Source organism: Enterobacter sp. C3_dUdeg (genome assembly GCF_057536195.1).
The window spans coordinates 298,686-316,969 of record NZ_BAAKFX010000004.1; the positions used below are offsets into that span (position 1 = coordinate 298,686).

The following is an 18,284-nucleotide window of genomic DNA, read 5'->3' on the forward strand; positions in this document are numbered from 1 at the left end:
CGCTGCCGCAAAAAGAAAAGCCCGGCTTTACGACCGGGCTTCCAGATTACTGCGGGTTAGCAGGCTTGCGCGGGCGGCGTCGACGCTGCCCTTCTCCTGCCGGTTTCCCTTCGCCGCTGCGCCACGGGTTTTCACCCGCCGGTTTGCTGTCGTTGTTACGACGCGGCGGTTTGCCGGATGATTTCGGCGCGCCGCCTTCGGCACGACGCGGCTGCTGACCGCGACCGCCGCCGCCCTGACCACGTCCACCGCCGCCCTGACGACCGTTCTGAATCGGCTCGGCTTTGATCGACGGATCCACTTCGTAACCCGGGGTTTCGATGCGCGGGATCTCTTTCTTCAGCAGGCGCTCGATGTCGCGCAGCAGCTTGTGCTCGTCCACGCAGACCAGAGAGAGCGCTTCACCGGTTGCCGCCGCGCGGCCGGTACGGCCGATACGGTGAACGTAATCTTCCGGCACGTTTGGCAGCTCGTAGTTCACCACGTGCGGCAGCTCTTCAATGTCAAGGCCACGGGCGGCGATGTCGGTCGCCACCAGCACGCGGATGTCGCCGGATTTGAACTCAGCCAGCGCACGGGTACGCGCGCCCTGGCTCTTGTTGCCGTGGATCGCCGCACTGCGAATGCCGTCTTTGTTCAGCTGTTCCGCCAGGTGGTTGGCGCCGTGCTTGGTGCGGGTAAAGACCAGCACCTGCTGCCAGTTGCCCTGGCCGATCATCTGGGAGAGCAGTTCCCGCTTGCGCTTTTTATCCACAAAGTGAACGTGCTGCGTCACCTGCTCGGAGGCGGTGTTGCGGCGCGCCACTTCCACTTCCAGCGGGTTATGCAGCAGCTTTTCCGCCAGCGCCTTGATCTCGTCGGAGAAGGTCGCGGAGAAGAGCAGGTTCTGACGACGCGCAGGCAGCTTGGCCAGCACGCGACGAATATCGTGGATAAAGCCCATGTCGAGCATGCGGTCGGCTTCGTCCAGCACCAGAATTTCAACCTGGTCCAGCTTCACCGCATTCTGGTGCTCCAGATCCAGCAGGCGACCTGGAGTCGCAACCAGAACGTCGACGCCGCTGCGCAGCTTCATCATCTGCGGGTTGATGCTTACCCCGCCGAAAACCACCAGCGAACGAATGTTGAGATAGCGGCTATAGTCACGCACGTTCTCACCAATCTGCGCCGCCAGCTCGCGGGTTGGGGTAAGGATCAGGGCGCGGACAGGACGACGGCCTTTGGCGTGCGGCTGGTTTTTTACCAGCAGTTCCAGCAGCGGCAGGGTAAAGCCCGCGGTTTTGCCGGTACCGGTCTGGGCGCTCGCCATCAGGTCACGGCCCTGAAGAACGGCGGGGATCGCCTGCTGCTGGATTGGGGTTGGCTCAACGTAGCCCTGCTCTGCGATCGCGCGCAGAATTTCCGGGTTCAGGCCAAGGGAATCAAAAGACATAAAAACTCCGAACCGCCCCGACCATCACAGGTGTAGTTTTCAGGGAGATATAACGAATAGGGGAGGACAAAAACCACAATGTCGCGAAGGAGCGGAGTGTAGCAGCTTTTGTGACGTGGCGCATAAAATATCCCTCAGCGTTCCCTCGACGTTAGCGTGAATCAGGCATAATCTTAATCAATCGATTGATTAATTCTTAATGCCGCCATGAATACGACCCCCACCACAACCAAAGGTGAACAGGCCAAAAATCAGCTTATCGCCGCCGCGCTGGCGCAGTTTGGTGAGTACGGGCTGCATGCCACCACCCGCGATATTGCCGCGCTGGCCGGGCAGAACATTGCGGCGATTACCTACTATTTTGGCTCAAAAGAGGATTTATACCTCGCCTGCGCCGAGTGGATCGCCGATTTTATCGGCACGCAGTTTCACCCGCACGTTGAGGAAGCCACCGCGCTGCTCGGCCAGCCGTCGCCCGATCGCGCCGCCGTTCGCCAGCTTATTCTCAATGCCTGCCACGATATGATCCGCCTGCTGACGCACGACGATACGCTCAACCTGAGCAAGTTTATCTCCCGGGAGCAGCTCTCCCCGACCGTCGCCTACCAGCGGGTACACGATCGGGTGATTGAGCCAATGCACTCGCACCTGACCCGGCTGATCGCCGCCTATACCGGGCGGGACGCCAGTGATACCGAGACAATTTTGCATACCCACGCCCTGCTGGGTGAAATTCTTGCCTTCCGTCTGGGCAGGGAAACCATCCTGTTACGCACCGGCTGGACACAATTTGATGAGGATAAAGCCGCGCAGATTAGTAAGGTCATCGCCTGTCACGTCGATCTAATCCTGCAAGGCTTAACGCAAAGGAGCCTGAAGTCATGAAAAAACCTGTCGCCATCATTCTGGTGGTTGTTGTTTTGCTTGCTGCCGGAGTCGGTGGATGGCTGTGGTATCAGAGCCATCAGGATAAAGGCCTGACGCTGTACGGTAACGTGGATATTCGCACGGTGAACATGAGCTTCCGCGTGGGCGGTCGTCTCGCCTCGCTGAGCGTTGACGAAGGCGATGCCATTAAAAGCGGGCAGACGCTGGGGATGCTGGATAAAGCGTCCTATGAGAATGCGCTGCTGCAGGCCAAAGCGGGGGTGTCCGTCGCCCAGGCGCAGTATGACCTGATGCTGGCAGGCTATCGCGACGAAGAGATCGCCCAGGCCGCCGCCACCGTTAAGCAGGCGCAAGCCGCCTATGACTACGCGCAGAACTTCTACGCGCGCCAGCAGGGGTTGTGGAAAAGCCGCACCATTTCCGCCAACGATCTGGAAAATGCGCGCTCGTCCCGCGACCAGGCGCAGGCCACGCTGAAGTCCGCGCAGGATAAATTAAGCCAGTACCACACCGGTAACCGCCCGCAGGATATCGCCCAGGCGAAAGCCAGCCTTGAACAGGCGCAGGCGCAGCTGGCTCAGGCAGAGCTGGATCTGCACGACACCACCTTAATCGCGCCGTCTGACGGCATGCTGATGACCCGCGCCGTGGAGCCGGGCAGCATGCTCAGCGCCGGCAGCACAGTCTTAACGCTCTCCCTGACCCGTCCGGTCTGGGTACGCGCCTACGTTGATGAGCCGAACCTCGGCCAGATGCAGCCGGGCCGCGAGCTGCTGCTCTATACCGACGGTCGCCCGGACAAGCCGTATCACGGCAAAGTGGGCTTTGTCTCCCCTACTGCCGAATTCACGCCGAAAACCGTTGAAACACCTGATCTGCGTACCGACCTCGTGTATCGCCTGCGCATCATCGTGACCGATGCGGACGACGCGCTGCGTCAGGGCATGCCCGTCACCGTAAAAGTGAACAACGGGGAACGACATGAATGACGCGGTTATTCAGCTCAACAATCTGGTTAAACGCTTCGCGGGAATGGACAAACCGGCCGTCGCGCCGCTGAACTGCACTATCCAGAAAGGCTATGTGACCGGGCTGGTCGGTCCGGACGGCGCCGGTAAAACCACGCTGATGCGGATGCTGGCGGGGTTGCTCAAGCCGGATGAAGGCACGGCCAGCGTGCTCGGCCTTGACCCGATCGAGGATGACGGAGCCCTTCACGCCATGCTCGGCTATATGCCGCAGAAGTTTGGCCTGTATGAAGACCTGACGGTGATGGAAAACCTGAACCTGTACGCCGACCTGCGCAGCGTCACCGGCGAAACGCGGCAGAAAACCTTCGCGCGCCTGCTGGAGTTTACCTCCCTCGGCCCGTTCACCGACCGGCTGGCGGGCAAGCTCTCCGGCGGGATGAAGCAGAAGCTGGGGCTGGCCTGCACGCTGGTTGGCGAGCCGAAAGTGCTGCTGCTGGACGAGCCCGGCGTCGGCGTAGACCCGATTTCGCGCCGCGAACTGTGGCAGATGGTGCACGAGCTGGCGGGCGACGGGATGCTGATCCTCTGGAGCACCTCCTACCTCGACGAAGCGGAACAGTGCCGGGACGTGCTGCTGATGAACGAAGGCGAACTGCTTTATCAGGGCGAGCCGACGACGCTGACGCAGAGCATGGCCGGGCGCAGCTTCCTGCTGCACAGCCCGCAGGAGTCTAACCGCAGGCTGCTGCAGCGGGTGCTCAGGCTGCCGCAGGTCAGCGACGGGATGATCCAGGGCCGCTCGGTACGGGTGATCCTCAAAAAAGAGGCCACCGTCGACGATATTCGCCAGGCGCCCGGCATGCCTGAGATCGAGATGGAAGAGACCGCGCCGCGCTTTGAGGACGCGTTTATCGACCTGCTGGGCGGCGCGGGTACCTCAGAGTCGCCGCTTGCCGCCATTTTGCATACGGTGGAAGGCACGCCGGGCGAAACGGTGATTGAAGCCAAATCCCTCACCAAAAAGTTCGGGGATTTCGCCGCTACCGATAACGTCAATTTTTCGGTAAAACGCGGGGAGATTTTTGGCCTGCTCGGGCCGAACGGCGCGGGAAAATCGACCACCTTTAAGATGATGTGCGGCCTGCTGGTGCCGACGTCCGGCAAGGCGCTGGTGCTGGATATGGACCTGAAGGTCAGCTCCGGCAAGGCGCGCCAGCATCTCGGGTATATGGCGCAGAAGTTTTCGCTGTACGGCAACCTGACGGTCGAACAGAATCTGCGCTTTTTCTCCGGCGTGTACGGCCTGCGCGGGCGGGCACAGAACGAGAAAATCCGCCGCATGAGCGACGCCTTCGCCTTAACCAACATTGCCTCCCACGCCACCGACGAGCTGCCGCTCGGCTTTAAGCAGCGGCTGGCGCTGGCCTGCTCGCTGATGCACGAGCCGGATATTCTGTTTCTTGATGAGCCGACATCAGGCGTTGACCCCATTACCCGCCGTGAGTTCTGGCTGCATATCAACAGCATGGTGGAAAAAGGGGTGACCGTGATGGTGACCACCCACTTCATGGACGAGGCGGAGTACTGCGACCGCATCGGGCTGGTGTATCGCGGCAAGCTGATTGCCCACGGTACCCCGGACGACCTGAAAAACCAGGCCGCCGACGATGAGGTTCCGGATCCGACCATGGAGCAAGCGTTTATCACCCTCATCCACGACTGGGATAAGGAGAATGCCCATGCGCAGTAATGCCATTTCCTGGCGCAGGGTGCGCGCGCTGTGCATTAAAGAGACGCGGCAGATCGTGCGTGACCCCAGCAGCTGGCTGATTGCGGTAGTCATCCCCCTGCTGCTGCTGTTTATTTTTGGCTACGGCATTAACCTGGACTCCAGCAAGCTGCGGGTCGGGATTTTGCTGGAGCAGCAGAGTGAGGATGCGCTGGACTTTACTCACGCCATGACCGGATCGCCCTACATTGACGCCACTATCAGCGATAACAGGCAGGAGTTGATCCAGAAAATGCAGGCCGGGAAAATTCGCGGCCTGATCGTCATTCCGGTGGATTTCGCCGCCAATATGGCGCGGGCGAATACCGACGCGCCGATCCAGGTGATTACCGACGGCAGCGAGCCAAACACCGCAAACTTTGTACAGGGCTACGCGGAGGGGATCTGGCAGCTGTGGCAGATGCAGCGCGCGGAGGACCGGGGTGAAGAATTTAAACCGCTGATCGACGTGCAGACGCGCTACTGGTTTAACCCCGCCGCCATCAGCCAGCACTTTATTATTCCGGGCGCGGTGACGATTATCATGACGGTGATTGGCGCGATCCTGACCTCGCTGGTGATCGCCCGCGAGTGGGAGCGCGGGACCATGGAGGCGCTGCTCTCTACCGAAGTGACGCGCGTCGAGCTGCTGCTGTGCAAGCTCATCCCCTACTATTTCCTCGGCATGCTGGCGATGCTGCTCTGTATGCTTGTCTCAGTCTTTATCCTCGGCGTGCCGTATCGCGGCTCGTTGGTGGTGCTGTTTTTTATCACCAGCCTGTTTTTACTCAGCACGCTGGGCATGGGGCTGCTCATCTCCACCATCACCCGCAACCAGTTCAACGCCGCGCAGGTGGCCCTCAACGCCGCCTTTTTACCGTCGATTATGCTGTCCGGGTTTATCTTCCAGATAGACAGTATGCCTGCGGTGATCCGCACCGTGACCTATGTTATTCCGGCGCGCTACTTTGTGAGCACGCTGCAAAGCCTGTTCCTGGCGGGGAATATTCCGGTGGTGCTGATCGTCAACACGCTGTTTTTAATGGCGTCAGCGGCGATGTTTATTGGGTTGACGTGGATGAAAACCAAACGGCGACTGGATTAAGGAGCGAACATGTTTCACCGATTATGGACGTTGATACGCAAAGAGCTGCAATCCCTGCTGCGCGAGCCGCAAACCCGCGCCATTCTGGTCTTGCCGGTGCTGATCCAGGTTTTACTGTTCCCGTTTGCCGCCACCCTTGAGGTGACCAACGCCACCATTGCCATTTACAACGAAGATAACGGCAAACATTCCGTCGAGCTGACGCAGCGCTTTGCGCGTGCAAAAGCCTTTACCCACATCCTGCTGCTGAAAAGCCCGCAGGAGATCCAGCCCACCATCGACACGCAAAAAGCGCTGCTGCTGGTGCGGTTCCCGGCGGATTTCTCCCGCAATCTGGATACCTTCCAGACCGCGCCGATGCAGCTGATCCTCGACGGGCGTAACTCCAACAGCGCCCAGATAGCGGCCAACTACCTGCAGCAGGTGGTGAAGGATTACCAGCAGGAGCTGATGGACGGCAAACCGAAGCCCAACAACAGCGAGCTGGTGGTGCGTAACTGGTACAACCCGAACCTGGACTACAAGTGGTTCGTGGTGCCGTCGCTGATCGCCATGATAACCACTATCGGGGTGATGATCGTGACTTCCCTTTCCGTCGCCCGCGAGCGCGAACAGGGCACGCTGGACCAGCTGCTGGTCTCCCCGCTCGCCACCTGGCAAATTTTCGTCGGCAAAGCGGTCCCGGCGCTGATCGTCGCGACGTTTCAGGCCACCATCGTGCTGGGGGTGGGAATTTGGGCCTACCAGATCCCGTTCGCCGGTTCGCTGGCGCTGTTTTACTTCACGATGGTCATTTACGGGCTGTCGCTGGTGGGGTTTGGACTGCTGATCTCGGCGCTCTGCTCGACGCAGCAGCAGGCGTTTATCGGGGTGTTCGTCTTTATGATGCCCGCGATTTTGCTCTCGGGGTATGTTTCACCCGTCGAGAACATGCCGGTGTGGCTTCAGGATCTGACGTGGGTAAACCCGATTCGGCACTTTACGGACATCACCAAGCAAATCTATCTGAAGGATGCGAGTCTGGATATTGTCTGGGGAAGTTTGTGGCCGCTACTGGTCATAGCGGCCACGACGGGCTCAGTGGCGTACGCGATGTTTAGACGCAACATTGCGTAGCTTTTTCTCTTTGGTCAGCAGCGAGACGACCGCAGGCCCTGCGAGGATAGCCAGACCGGCCAGGGCCAGCAGCAGGTTGTTTTGCAGCACGCGCGACAGCAGCCAAAGCACGATCATCGCCGCGCCAAAATACCAGGTGGTGGTGAGCTCTTCGAGCACATCACCCACCTCGCGCCAGCGCGCTTCATGGTGGCGCTGCAAGAACAGCATCGACAGCACGGTGACGCCATAAAGGACGCATAGCCCCAGGCCAACACGCACCAGCGTGCCGCTCATCCAGCCCATCACCAGTACGGCCACGACCAGTAAATGCAACATTATCTGCCAGCAACTCAGGCCAGTTGCGACACGAACACGTTGTTGCCACTTCATGGCTTCTCTCCTGAAGGATTTTTCTCTGCTTAATCAGACTACCGCACTTTACGGAAAATTCCGTAACGCCGCATCTTTTTGTGACGACGACTACACTTTATTTTCATTGGGATAGTCACTCAGGAAGGAGCTTATGACTCAAAAAATGCAGCATTTCTCGCTTAAGGTGCTGACGATAAACATTCATAAGGGCTTCACAGCATTTAACCGCCGCTTCATTTTACCGGAGCTGCGCGACGCGGTACGCACCGTCAGCGCGGATATTGTCTGCCTGCAGGAGGTGATGGGCGCACACGAAGTGCATCCGCTCCACTTTGAGAACTGGCCCGACACGCCGCACTATGAATTTCTGGCCGACACCATGTGGAGTGACTACGCCTATGGCCGCAACGCGGTCTATCCGGAAGGGCATCACGGAAACGCGGTGCTGTCCCGCTACCCCATTGAACATTACGAAAACCGCGACGTCTCCGTCGGGGAAAGCGAAAAACGCGGCCTGCTTTACTGCCGCATTACGCCGCCAGACCTCGAGCGACCTGTCCATGTCGGCTGTGTTCACCTGGGCCTTCGCGAAGCCCATCGTCAGGCGCAGCTGAAAATGCTGGCCGAATGGGCCAACGCCCTTCCCGAAGGCGAACCTGTGGTGGTAGCGGGCGATTTCAACGACTGGCGACAGCGAGCAAACCATCCGTTGAAAGTAGATGCCGGGCTAGAAGAGATTTTTACTCGCGCCAACGGCAGGCCTGCGCGCACCTTCCCGGTCCGTTTCCCGCTGCTTCGGCTTGACCGCATCTACGTGAAAAATGCCCACGCCAGCAGCCCGACCGCCCTGGCGCTCCTTAACTGGCGACATCTTTCCGACCATGCCCCGCTCAGCGCGGAGATCCACCTATGAAATGTTCCTGGCAGGAAGGCAACCGAATCACGCTGCTGGTCAACGGGGACGAGTATTATCCGGCCGTGTTTAAAGCGATTGACCATGCACAGCAGAAGGTGATCCTCGAAACCTTTATCTGGTTCGAAGACGACGTCGGCAAACAGCTGCACGGCGTGCTGCTGCGCGCCGCCCGGCGCGGCGTCAAAATTGAAGTGCTGCTTGATGGCTATGGCTCGCCGGATCTCAGCGATACGTTTGTGAATGAGTTGACCGCTGCGGGCGTGGTGTTCCGCTACTACGATCCCGGCCCTCGCCTGTTCGGCATGCGGACCAATCTTTTCCGCCGGATGCACCGCAAAATTGTGGTGGTGGATGAGACGGTGGCGTTTGTCGGCGGCATTAACTACTCCGCTGAGCATATGTCCGACTACGGCCCGGAGGCGAAGCAGGACTACGCCATTCGCATTGAAGGCCCGGTGGTGCAGGACATCTTACTGTTTGAGCTGGAGAACCTTCCGGGTAAAGAGGCCGTTCGCCGATGGTGGAGACGCCGCCATCGCCCGGAAGAGAACCGGAAGCCCGGCGAAGCGCAGGCCCTTTTCGTCTGGCGGGATAACGGCGAGCACCGGGACGACATTGAACGTCATTATCTCAAGATGCTCGCCAACGCGAAGCGCGAGGTCATCATCGCCAACGCCTACTTTTTCCCGGGCTATCGCCTGCTGCACGCCATGCGCAATGCGGCCCGACGCGGGGTACGCGTGAAGCTGATTGTGCAGGGCGAGCCGGATATGCCGATTGTCAAAGTGGGCGCACGCCTGCTGTATAACTATCTGGTGAAGGGCGGCGTACAGATCTACGAATATCGCCGCCGACCGCTGCACGGCAAAGTGGCGCTGATGGACGATCACTGGGCCACCGTGGGTTCCAGTAATCTCGATCCGCTGAGCTTATCGCTCAATCTCGAAGCTAACCTGATCATTCACGATCGCCAGTTTAATCAGACCCTGCGGGATAACCTGCAGGCGCTGATCGTTAACGACTGCGTGCGCGTGGACGAGTCCATGGTCCCCAAACGCACCTGGTGGAACTTGGGCATCAGCGTGGTGGTGTTCCACTTTCTGCGTCATTTCCCGGCCATGGTCGGCTGGCTGCCGGCGCATACGCCTAAGCTTGCGCAGGTGGACCCGCCGGTACAACCCGAAATGGAAACCCAGGACCGTATTGAAGCGGAAGACGGAGGCAAACCCTGATGTCGAAATCGCATCCACGCTGGCGGCTGGCAAAAAAGATCCTGACCTGGCTATTTTTTATTGCGGTCGCGGTTCTGCTGGTGGTCTACGCGCAGAAAGTTGACTGGGAAGAGGTGTGGAAAGTCATCCGCAACTATAACCGGATGGTGCTGCTGGGCGCTGTGGGGCTGGTTATTGTCAGCTACCTGATGTACGGCTGTTATGACCTGCTGGGCCGTGCCTACTGCGGCCACAAGCTGGCCAAACGTCAGGTTATGCTGGTGTCGTTTATCTGCTACGCCTTCAACCTGACGCTGAGCACCTGGGTCGGCGGCATTGGCATGCGCTATCGCCTCTACTCGCGGCTCGGCCTGCCGGGCGGGACCATCACGCGCATTTTCTCGTTAAGCATCACCACCAACTGGCTGGGCTATATTTTGCTCGGCGGGGTGATCTTCACCATCGGCGTGGTGCAGCTGCCCGCGCACTGGTATATCGATGAGGCCACGCTGCGCACTCTGGGCATCGTACTGCTGCTGATTATCGCCGTTTATCTGTGGGCCTGCGCCTTTGCCAGACGCCGCCATATGACCATTAAGGGGCAAAAGCTGGTGCTGCCCTCGTGGAAGTTTGCGGTGCTGCAGATGGCCGTCTCCAGCGCCAACTGGATGGCGATGGGGGCGATTATCTGGCTGCTGATTGGTGAGGACGTCAATTACTTCTTCGTGCTGGGCGTGCTGCTGGTGAGCAGTATTGCGGGCGTGATTGTGCATATTCCGGCGGGGATCGGCGTACTGGAGGCGGTATTTATTGCCCTGCTGGCCGGGGAGCATGTCTCTCAGGGAACGATTATCGCCGCCCTGCTGGCGTACCGCATGCTGTATTACTTCCTGCCGCTGGCGCTGGCAACGGTGTGTTATCTGGTGCTGGAGAGTCGGGCGAAAAAGCTGAGAGCGAAGAACGAGAAGGCGTTAGCGAAATAAAAGCAAAACGGCAACCTTGTTGCCGTTTTTAGTGTTTGTTCCCTCTCCCGTGGGAGAGGGTCAGGGTAAGGGCACCAGACCGCACCCCGGCAAAACAACCTTAGCGACGGTTGCCGAAAATCCGCAGCAGCATCAGGAACAGGTTGATGAAGTCCAGATACAGCGTCAGCGCGCCCAGAATCGCGTATTTGCGCAGGTTCGAACTGTCGCGTACGTCGATCTGCTCGCCGATGTTTTTCAGCTTCTGGGTGTCATACGCCGTCAGTCCAACGAAGATCACCACCCCGATGTAGGTTACGGCCCACATCAACGCGTCGCTCTTCAGCCACAGGTTTACCAGCGACGCCAGCACAATCCCGATCAGCCCCATAAACAGCATGCTGCCGAAACCGCTCAGATCGCGCTTCGTGGTGTAACCGTACAGGCTCATCGCACCGAACATCCCGCCGGTGACCACGAAGGTGCTGGCGATGGAGGAGTAGGTGTAAACGATGAAGATACTGGAAAGCGTCAGCCCGGTTAGCGCCGAATAGAGCATAAACAGCGTAGTCGCCATTCCGGCACTCAGCTTTTGCACCAGACCAGAAAGCACAAACACCAGCGCCAGCTGCGCGATAATCAGCCCAAAGAAGGTGATTTTGCTGGAGAAGATAAACATCATCAGCTCAGGCGTGTTCGCCGCATACCACGCGATAAACGCGGTAAGCAGCAGGCCAACCGTCATCCAGCCGTACACCTGAGCCATATACGTCTGCAGGCCGCTACGGGTCTGCTGTACTATTGAATCGGAACGCGGAAATCGGTCCATGATTCACTCCTGATTAAGTTTAAGTAGACACACACGTTAAGATTAACACATCCACGTAAACCGACTACCAACGGCTGGCGGCTTGTTTATCGCTGTCGCGCGATTCTACCCAGCGGTCACCTTCCGGCGTGGCTTCGCGCTTCCAGAACGGCGCTTTTGTTTTGAGGTAATCCATAATGAACTCCCCTGCCGCAAACGCGCTGCTGCGGTGCGCGCTGGTCACCCCGACGAAGACAATCTCCTCGCCAGGCCACATCTCGCCGATGCGGTGAATAACCGTGACGCGGCCAAGCGGCCAGCGGCCTCGCGCCTCGTCGACAATCTCCGCCAGCGATTTCTCGGTCATCCCCGGATAGTGCTCCAGCGTCAGCGCCTTCACGCTGTCACCGAGGTTGTGGTTGCGCACCTTGCCGGTGAAAGTGACGACCGCGCCGTCCTCATCGCGTTCCGCCAGCCAGCAGTATTCTGTCCCCACGTTAAAACGTTCGGGACTCACCAGAATTCGGGTTTCAGCCATCTTAGCCCCCCGTAACCGGCGGGAAGAAGGCCACTTCATCGCCCTCCTTCAGCGGATGGGTGAACTCCACCAGCGTCTGGTTAACGGCAGCCAGCAGCTTGCCTTCGTCGAGCGCCAGCGCCCAGCGGTCGCTTTGTGCCGCCAGATGCGCGCGCAGGGCCGCGACGTTTTCGAAGGACGCATCCAGCGTCAGGCTGTCGGTATTCACCAGCTCACGCACCTGCGCAAAAAAGAGCACCTTAATCATGGCTGTCCACCTTAAAATCACCGGATTTGCCGCCGCTTTTTGCCAGCAGGCGAACCGGGCCAATCACCATATCTTTCTGCACCGCTTTGCACATGTCGTAGATGGTCAGCGCGGCGACTGAGGCCGCCGTCAGCGCCTCCATCTCCACGCCGGTTTTGCCGGTTAAGCGGCAGAGTGACTCAATGCGCACGCGATTATGCTCCGGCTGCGCCTGCAGGTTCACTTCCACCTTGCTCAGCATCAGCGGATGGCACAGCGGAATGAGATCCCAGGTCCGTTTGGCGGCCTGAATACCGGCGATGCGGGCGGTGGCAAAGACGTCGCCCTTGTGATGGCTGCCGTCGATAATCATCGCCAGGGTTTCCGGCAGCATGGTGACGAACGCTTCGGCGCGCGCCTCGCGCACCGTTTCCGCTTTGGCGGAGACGTCCACCATATGCGCTTCGCCGGCGGCGTTAATATGGGTCAGTTGTGACATAGCTTATTTCTTTAAATGGGGATGGAAATTACACGGACGGGTACGGGCATCCAGCTGCGGGGCGATGATGTTTTCCCACGCGGTGCGGCAGGCTTTGGCCGAGCCCGGCATAGCGAAAATCAGGGTTTTGTTAGCCACCCCGGCAACGGCACGCGACTGGAGCGTGGAGGTACCAATCTCTTCAAAGGAGAGCATGCGGAACACTTCGCCGAAGCCTTCCACCTCGCGGTCGAACAGCGGGATCAGCGCTTCAGGGGCCTGATCGCCTGCGGTAAAACCGGTGCCGCCGGTAATCAGCACCACCTGCACCTCATCACTCGCAATCCACTGCGAAACCTGAGCGCGAATGGCGTAGCGGTTCTCCTTCACGATCGCTTTATCGACGATGTGATGCCCCGCGTCATGGGCCGCCTCGCGCAGCCAGTGGCCGGAGGTATCATCCTCTTCGCCACGGCGGTCGGAAACGGTAAGGATAGCAATGCGTGTCGGGATAAATTCTGCGCTTACCTGACTCATCTTCTGATTCCTTCTTAAGCCTGATTACCCGCCGATGTAGGACAGGTTCTGAGTAATGCCGGTATTGCCCTGATGCAGGAAGTGGGTCTGTTTTTTATGCGTCAGCGCGTCAGAAATACGTGCTTCAAGCGCGGCCTGCTGCGCATCGTCTTCCAGCAGATCCCGAAGGTCCACGCCGCCGTCGCCGAACAGGCAAAGATGGAGCTTGCCAACGGAGGAGACGCGCAGGCGGTTGCAGCTGGCGCAGAAGTCTTTCTCATAGGGCATGATAAGCCCAATCTCACCCTCATAATCCGGGTGACAGAAGACCTGCGCCGGGCCGTCGCTGCGCTGGCGGATTTGATGGATCCAGCCGCGTTTCAGCAGCTCGTCGCGCAGCACCATGCCGGAGATGTGGTGGCGACGGAACAGCTCGCTGCCCTCGCCGGTTTCCATCAGCTCGATAAAACGCAGCTGTATAGGGCGGGATTTGATCCACGCCAGGAAGGTATCGAGCTGGTGATGGTTCACATCACGCATCAGCACCGTGTTGACTTTGACCTTCTCGAACCCGGCCGCAAATGCCGCGTCGATGCCGTCCATGACCTGCTGAAATTTATCCTGGCCGGTAATGGCGTGGAACTGACGGGCATCCAGGCTATCGACGCTGACGTTGATCGCCGTCAGCCCCGCATCGCGCCAGTTCGCCACGTCACGCGCCATGCGGTAACCGTTGGTGGTCACCGCAATCTGGCGGATACGTTCGTTTTCACGCACGGCGGCAATGATGTCGGGGAAATCGCGGCGTAGGGAGGGTTCGCCGCCGGTCAGACGCACTTTTTCGGTGCCGAGTTCAGAGAAGGCGCGCGTGACGCGGCGCACTTCATCCACGGAGAGAAAGCCGTTATTGGTGACGCTGCCCGGTTTGTAGCCATCGGGCAGGCAGTAGGTGCAACGGAAATTGCACACATCGGTAATCGACAGACGTAAGTAATAAAACTTACGCGCGAAAGCATCAGTAAGTTGTGAAGCCATGTACACCTTTCCAGATCGGGAGGCACAGTCATTTCTTTCTGTACCCTGGTGGCAAATTCGCCACGGCCAGAGCGCCATATCTTTCGACACAGGCACAAGGGCTAGAGTGTATGTTTTCAATTTTGAAAACGTGGTTAGGGCGATAGTAGCGCGGAAATTCTGACGACGCCATTCTCGCTTTTCGCTGTATAATTATCTATATAGCGAATCGTTCCTGCATTTTCGCTACAGAATACCTAAAAACCGCATTTTCACATTGATATACGTCATTTTGCATCGGGTGAGGCATCGTCTTTTAGGGGTAGTTAGGTTACTGTTACGCGATCGAACGTGATAAGGAATACGTATGCGCAATCGCACTTTTGCGGATCTTGACCGAGTGGTCGCTCTTGGCGGAGGACACGGCTTAGGCCGGGTTATGTCCTCTTTGTCGTCACTCGGCTCAAGGCTGACAGGGATAGTAACTACCACCGACAACGGCGGCTCAACCGGGCGCATTCGTCGTGCCGAAGGCGGCATTGCCTGGGGAGATATGCGCAACTGCCTGAACCAGTTAATTACCGAGCCTAGCGTCGCGTCGGCGATGTTTGAGTACCGTTTTGGCGGTAATGGCGAACTTTCCGGGCATAACCTCGGAAATTTGATGTTAAAGGCGCTCGATCACCTGAGCGTACGGCCTCTGGAAGCCATCAACTTAATCCGTAATCTGCTCAAAGTGGACGCATTCCTGATCCCCATGTCAGAACAACCGGTAGACTTGATGGCCATCGACGCCGAAGGGCATGAAGTTTACGGCGAGGTGAATATCGACCAGCTCATCCTGCCGCCAACGGAGTTAATGACCTATCCGAGCGTGCCCGCCACGCGAGAAGCGGTGGAGGCCATCGGGGAAGCGGATCTTATCCTGATCGGTCCGGGCAGTTTTTATACCAGCCTGATGCCAATTCTACTCGTAAAAGAGCTGGCTCAGGCGCTGCGCCGCACCCCTGCCCCGATGGTTTACATCGGTAACCTGGGACGTGAACTGAGCCCCGCGGCGGCCAGCCTGTCGCTGGCTGACAAACTGGAATTAATGGAGCATTACGTCGGCAAGAAAATCATTGACGGCGTAGTCGTGGGCCCAAAAGTGGATGTGTCAGGGATTGGCGATCGTCTGGTGGTGCAGGAGCCGCTGGAGGCCAGCGATATCAAGTATCGCCATGACCGTCATCTGCTGCGCGAGGCGCTGGAGAAGGCGATTCAGGCGCTAGGCTAGGTTCGTTTTGTGCGGCCTGATGCCCTCATAATAATGCCCGCACGGACGACCCCCTCTCCCTTGAGGGAGAGGGCTGGGGTGAGGGGGAACATACGACTCTGGTGGTCATTCCGTTCACTTTATGTTCCTTGCTACCCTGTAACGACATGACCGGTGAACGTGCCAGGGTGGCTCAGTCGCCACCACCCTGGCGACCCGGGCTCCCGGCGGTAAATCGCCGCTGCGCGGATTGTTCGCCCCATCCCTGGGGCTCCCCCCTTCGGGGCCAGCGCAAGCGCTGTCCAAAATTGCTCCCGGCAATTTTGTCATCGGCTTATTCCTTCCGGCTTATCGGGTACGGGCGGAGGTAACGTCCTTCTCGGCGCATCCCTGCGCCTCGCCCCGGCCTGCAGGAAACGCCTCAGCGATTTACAGCCGGACCAGAGCATCGCTGATAGCCTTCAATCGCTCTGAAACAACATTATTGCTTCTGTTCAAAAATTACTGGGGATCCCTCTCCCACCGGGAGAGGGAGAAAACAACGCTTTACTCACGATGCCGCGATGAAAAGATCCCGCAGCTGATGAAGCTGGTCGCGGATCTGCGCCGCCTCTTCGAACTCCAGGTTCTGCGCGTGCTGCATCATCTGCCCTTCCAGCTCGTGGATTTTCTGCTGCAGCGCTTTCGGGGTCAGCACGACGGTATCCTCTTCCACCACTGAACGCGCTTTGCCGCGACCCTTCGCTTTGGTTTTGGCAATGTTCTGACCCAGCGCCAGAATATCCACGACCTTCTTGTTCAGCCCCTGCGGGGTAATGCCGTGCTCTTCGTTGTAGCGCTGCTGTTTCTCGCGGCGGCGCTCCGTTTCGCCAATCGCTTTCGCCATCGACGGGGTGATTTTGTCACCGTACAGAATCGCTTTACCGTTGACGTTACGCGCCGCACGGCCGATGGTCTGGATCAGGGAGCGTTCAGAACGCAGGAAGCCCTCTTTGTCCGCATCCAGAATTGCCACCAGCGAGACTTCCGGCATGTCCAGACCTTCTCGCAGCAGGTTGATCCCCACCAGCACGTCAAACTCGCCCAGACGCAGATCGCGGATAATCTCCATGCGCTCCACGGTGTCGATATCCGAGTGCAGATAGCGCACCTTCTCGCCGTGCTCTTCGAGATATTCAGTGAGGTCTTCCGCCATACGCTTGGTGAGCGTGGTGACCAGCACGCGCTCGTTGATGGCGGAACGGGCGCGGATTTCCGAGAGCAGGTCGTCCACCTGCGTGGCCACCGGACGCACCTCGATAATCGGGTCCAGCAACCCGGTCGGACGCACAACCTGATCGACAACGTCTTCACCGGATTTCTCCAGCTCGTAGTTGCCCGGCGTGGCCGAGACGTAAATGGTTTGCGGCGCTAATGCCTCAAACTCTTCAAACTTCATCGGACGGTTATCCAGCGCCGACGGCAGGCGGAAGCCGTACTCCACCAGCGTCTCTTTACGCGCCCGGTCACCGCGGTACATCCCGCCGATCTGCGGGATCGTGACGTGGGATTCGTCGATCACCAGCAAACCGTCTGCCGGCAGGTAATCAAACAGCGTCGGCGGCGGCTCGCCCGGCCCGCGCCCGGAGAGGAAGCGCGAGTAGTTTTCAATGCCGGAGCAGTAGCCGAGCTCGTTCATCATCTCAAGGTCGAACTGGGTACGCTGGCTGAGGCGCTGCTCTTCCAGCAGCTTATTGTTCGCCAGCAGCACCTTACGGCGCTCGGCCAGCTCCACTTTGATCTCTTCCATTGCCTGCACGATACGCTCGCGCGGCGTCACGTAGTGCGTTTTCGGGTAGATGGTAAAGCGCTGGATCACCGACTCAACGTGACCGGTCAGCGGGTCGAAGAGCGACAGGCGTTCAACCTCTTCGTCAAACAGCTCGACGCGCAGCGCCATATCGTCCGATTCCGCCGGGAAGATGTCGATCACCTCTCCGCGTACGCGGAAGGTGCCGCGCTGGAACGCCTGATCGTTACGGGCGTACTGCAGCTCCGCCAGACGGCGAACGATGGCACGCTGGTCGATAATCATCCCCTGCGTCAGATGCAGCATCATCTTGAGATAGAGATCCGGATCGCCCAGACCGTAGATCGCGGAAACCGACGCGACGACGACCACATCGCGACGCTCCAGAAGCGCCTTCGTGGCCGACAGACGCATCTGCTCGATGTGTTCGTTCACCGAGGCATCCTTCTCGATGAAGGTGTCAGAGCTCGGCACGTAGGCTTCAGGCTGGTAGTAGTCGTAGTAGGAGACGAAATACTCCACCGCATTTTCCGGGAAGAACTCTTTCATCTCGCCGTAAAGCTGTGCGGCCAGGGTTTTGTTGGGTGCCAGCACCATCGTTGGACGCTGGAGATCCGCAATCACGTTGGCGATGGTGAACGTTTTACCCGAGCCGGTTACCCCCAGCAGCGTCTGGTGCGCCAGCCCGTCTTCCAGCCCCTCTTCCAGACGACGGATCGCCTCAGGCTGATCGCCAGATGGACGGAAAGCAGAATTCAATTTGAACGGTTTACTCATGGGCGACGACCTGATGACGTTATAAGCGGCAGGTGAGTAATTTTACTCGTTGTTGCCAGGAATGCCAGTAAAAAACACTGGATGAAAAACCAGTAGCATGTCAGGATATTTAGCATAGCGCCTGAATGATTAGCGCGATAGCGGCCAAAATTTGGACTGT

Annotated in this window: 18 protein-coding genes and 1 riboswitch; of the genes, 9 read left to right on the plus strand and 9 right to left on the minus strand. The window is 58.7% G+C overall.

Annotated elements, in window-relative coordinates:
- Positions 1 to 46: 46 nt before the first annotated feature.
- Positions 47 to 1,432: an ATP-dependent RNA helicase RhlE gene (gene rhlE, locus AC27FC_RS13460; RefSeq protein ID WP_033144989.1), complete on the minus strand. Its 1,386-nt coding sequence runs from the start codon at positions 1,430 to 1,432 to the stop codon at positions 47 to 49.
- A gap of 207 nt (positions 1,433 to 1,639) precedes the next feature.
- On the opposite strand from rhlE, the gene cecR reads away from it, so the two are divergent.
- Genes cecR through AC27FC_RS13485 form a run of 5 tightly spaced genes read left to right on the plus strand, consistent with a single transcriptional unit; the run spans position 1,640 to position 7,280 of the window.
- The gene (gene cecR / locus AC27FC_RS13465) at positions 1,640 to 2,317 is read left to right on the plus strand and encodes a transcriptional regulator CecR (RefSeq protein WP_064672132.1); all 678 of its coding nucleotides are present in this window, start codon (positions 1,640 to 1,642) and stop codon (positions 2,315 to 2,317) included.
- Positions 2,314 to 3,309: a secretion protein HlyD gene (gene hlyD / locus AC27FC_RS13470; protein WP_094934356.1), complete on the plus strand. Its 996-nt coding sequence runs from the start codon at positions 2,314 to 2,316 to the stop codon at positions 3,307 to 3,309. Before cecR ends, hlyD begins: the two co-directional genes overlap by 4 nt.
- On the plus strand, positions 3,302 to 5,041 hold the full coding sequence (locus AC27FC_RS13475; RefSeq protein WP_094934357.1) for an ATP-binding cassette domain-containing protein: 1,740 nt from the start codon (positions 3,302 to 3,304) through the stop codon (positions 5,039 to 5,041). Before hlyD ends, AC27FC_RS13475 begins: the two co-directional genes overlap by 8 nt.
- Positions 5,031 to 6,164, plus strand: a complete 1,134-nt coding sequence (locus AC27FC_RS13480; protein WP_087822210.1) for an ABC transporter permease — start codon at positions 5,031 to 5,033, stop codon at positions 6,162 to 6,164. Before AC27FC_RS13475 ends, AC27FC_RS13480 begins: the two co-directional genes overlap by 11 nt.
- A gap of 9 nt (positions 6,165 to 6,173) precedes the next feature.
- A complete protein-coding gene (locus AC27FC_RS13485) occupies positions 6,174 to 7,280 on the plus strand; it encodes an ABC transporter permease (RefSeq protein WP_039261395.1) in 1,107 nt (368 codons plus the stop codon).
- On the opposite strand, the gene AC27FC_RS13490 is transcribed toward AC27FC_RS13485, so the two are convergent.
- On the minus strand, positions 7,242 to 7,652 hold the full coding sequence (locus AC27FC_RS13490; RefSeq protein ID WP_014883088.1) for a YbhQ family protein: 411 nt from the start codon (positions 7,650 to 7,652) through the stop codon (positions 7,242 to 7,244). The genes AC27FC_RS13485 and AC27FC_RS13490 overlap by 39 nt on opposite strands.
- Before the next feature lie 133 nt (positions 7,653 to 7,785).
- On the opposite strand from AC27FC_RS13490, the gene AC27FC_RS13495 reads away from it, so the two are divergent.
- Genes AC27FC_RS13495 through AC27FC_RS13505 form a run of 3 tightly spaced genes read left to right on the plus strand, consistent with a single transcriptional unit; the run spans position 7,786 to position 10,744 of the window.
- Positions 7,786 to 8,547 (plus strand): endonuclease/exonuclease/phosphatase family protein, encoded by a 762-nt coding sequence (locus tag AC27FC_RS13495; RefSeq protein WP_023334979.1) that lies wholly within the window; start codon positions 7,786 to 7,788, stop codon positions 8,545 to 8,547.
- On the plus strand, positions 8,544 to 9,782 hold the full coding sequence (gene clsB, locus AC27FC_RS13500; RefSeq protein WP_048979617.1) for a cardiolipin synthase ClsB: 1,239 nt from the start codon (positions 8,544 to 8,546) through the stop codon (positions 9,780 to 9,782). The genes AC27FC_RS13495 and clsB overlap by 4 nt, the downstream gene beginning before the upstream one ends.
- On the plus strand, positions 9,782 to 10,744 hold the full coding sequence (locus tag AC27FC_RS13505) for a lysylphosphatidylglycerol synthase domain-containing protein (protein WP_196354689.1): 963 nt from the start codon (positions 9,782 to 9,784) through the stop codon (positions 10,742 to 10,744). The genes clsB and AC27FC_RS13505 overlap by 1 nt, the downstream gene beginning before the upstream one ends.
- Positions 10,745 to 10,844: 100 nt before the next feature.
- On the opposite strand, the gene AC27FC_RS13510 is transcribed toward AC27FC_RS13505, so the two are convergent.
- The 6 genes from AC27FC_RS13510 to moaA all read right to left on the minus strand — a co-directional run bounded on the left by AC27FC_RS13510 (position 10,845) and on the right by moaA (position 14,324).
- Complete coding sequence (locus tag AC27FC_RS13510) at positions 10,845 to 11,552, minus strand: Bax inhibitor-1/YccA family protein (RefSeq protein WP_033144982.1); 708 nt, start codon at positions 11,550 to 11,552, stop codon at positions 10,845 to 10,847.
- Between the two features lie 64 nt (positions 11,553 to 11,616).
- Entirely contained in the window at positions 11,617 to 12,069 is a 453-nt protein-coding gene (gene moaE, locus AC27FC_RS13515; protein ID WP_182931662.1) for a molybdopterin synthase catalytic subunit MoaE, read from the minus strand.
- Between the two features lies 1 nt (position 12,070).
- Complete coding sequence (gene moaD, locus AC27FC_RS13520) at positions 12,071 to 12,316, minus strand: molybdopterin synthase sulfur carrier subunit (RefSeq protein WP_023334974.1); 246 nt, start codon at positions 12,314 to 12,316, stop codon at positions 12,071 to 12,073.
- Positions 12,309 to 12,794 carry a cyclic pyranopterin monophosphate synthase MoaC gene (moaC, locus tag AC27FC_RS13525; protein WP_008501142.1) on the minus strand — a complete coding sequence of 162 codons (486 nt, stop codon included), beginning with the start codon at positions 12,792 to 12,794 and terminating at the stop codon, positions 12,309 to 12,311. The genes moaD and moaC overlap by 8 nt, the downstream gene beginning before the upstream one ends.
- 3 nt (positions 12,795 to 12,797) lie before the next feature.
- A complete protein-coding gene (gene moaB, locus AC27FC_RS13530) occupies positions 12,798 to 13,310 on the minus strand; it encodes a molybdenum cofactor biosynthesis protein B (RefSeq protein WP_196354690.1) in 513 nt (170 codons plus the stop codon).
- Between the two features lie 24 nt (positions 13,311 to 13,334).
- Positions 13,335 to 14,324, minus strand: a complete 990-nt coding sequence (moaA, locus tag AC27FC_RS13535; RefSeq protein ID WP_064672124.1) for a GTP 3',8-cyclase MoaA — start codon at positions 14,322 to 14,324, stop codon at positions 13,335 to 13,337.
- Positions 14,312 to 14,445: riboswitch (molybdenum cofactor riboswitch) on the minus strand. (Overlaps the previous gene by 13 nt.)
- A 225-nt stretch (positions 14,446 to 14,670) precedes the next feature.
- On the opposite strand from moaA, the gene yvcK reads away from it, so the two are divergent.
- Complete coding sequence (yvcK, locus tag AC27FC_RS13540) at positions 14,671 to 15,579, plus strand: uridine diphosphate-N-acetylglucosamine-binding protein YvcK (RefSeq protein WP_029742167.1); 909 nt, start codon at positions 14,671 to 14,673, stop codon at positions 15,577 to 15,579.
- A gap of 529 nt (positions 15,580 to 16,108) precedes the next feature.
- On the opposite strand, the gene uvrB is transcribed toward yvcK, so the two are convergent.
- The gene (gene uvrB / locus AC27FC_RS13545) at positions 16,109 to 18,124 is read right to left on the minus strand and encodes an excinuclease ABC subunit UvrB (protein ID WP_029742168.1); all 2,016 of its coding nucleotides are present in this window, start codon (positions 18,122 to 18,124) and stop codon (positions 16,109 to 16,111) included.
- Positions 18,125 to 18,284 lie beyond the last annotated feature (160 nt).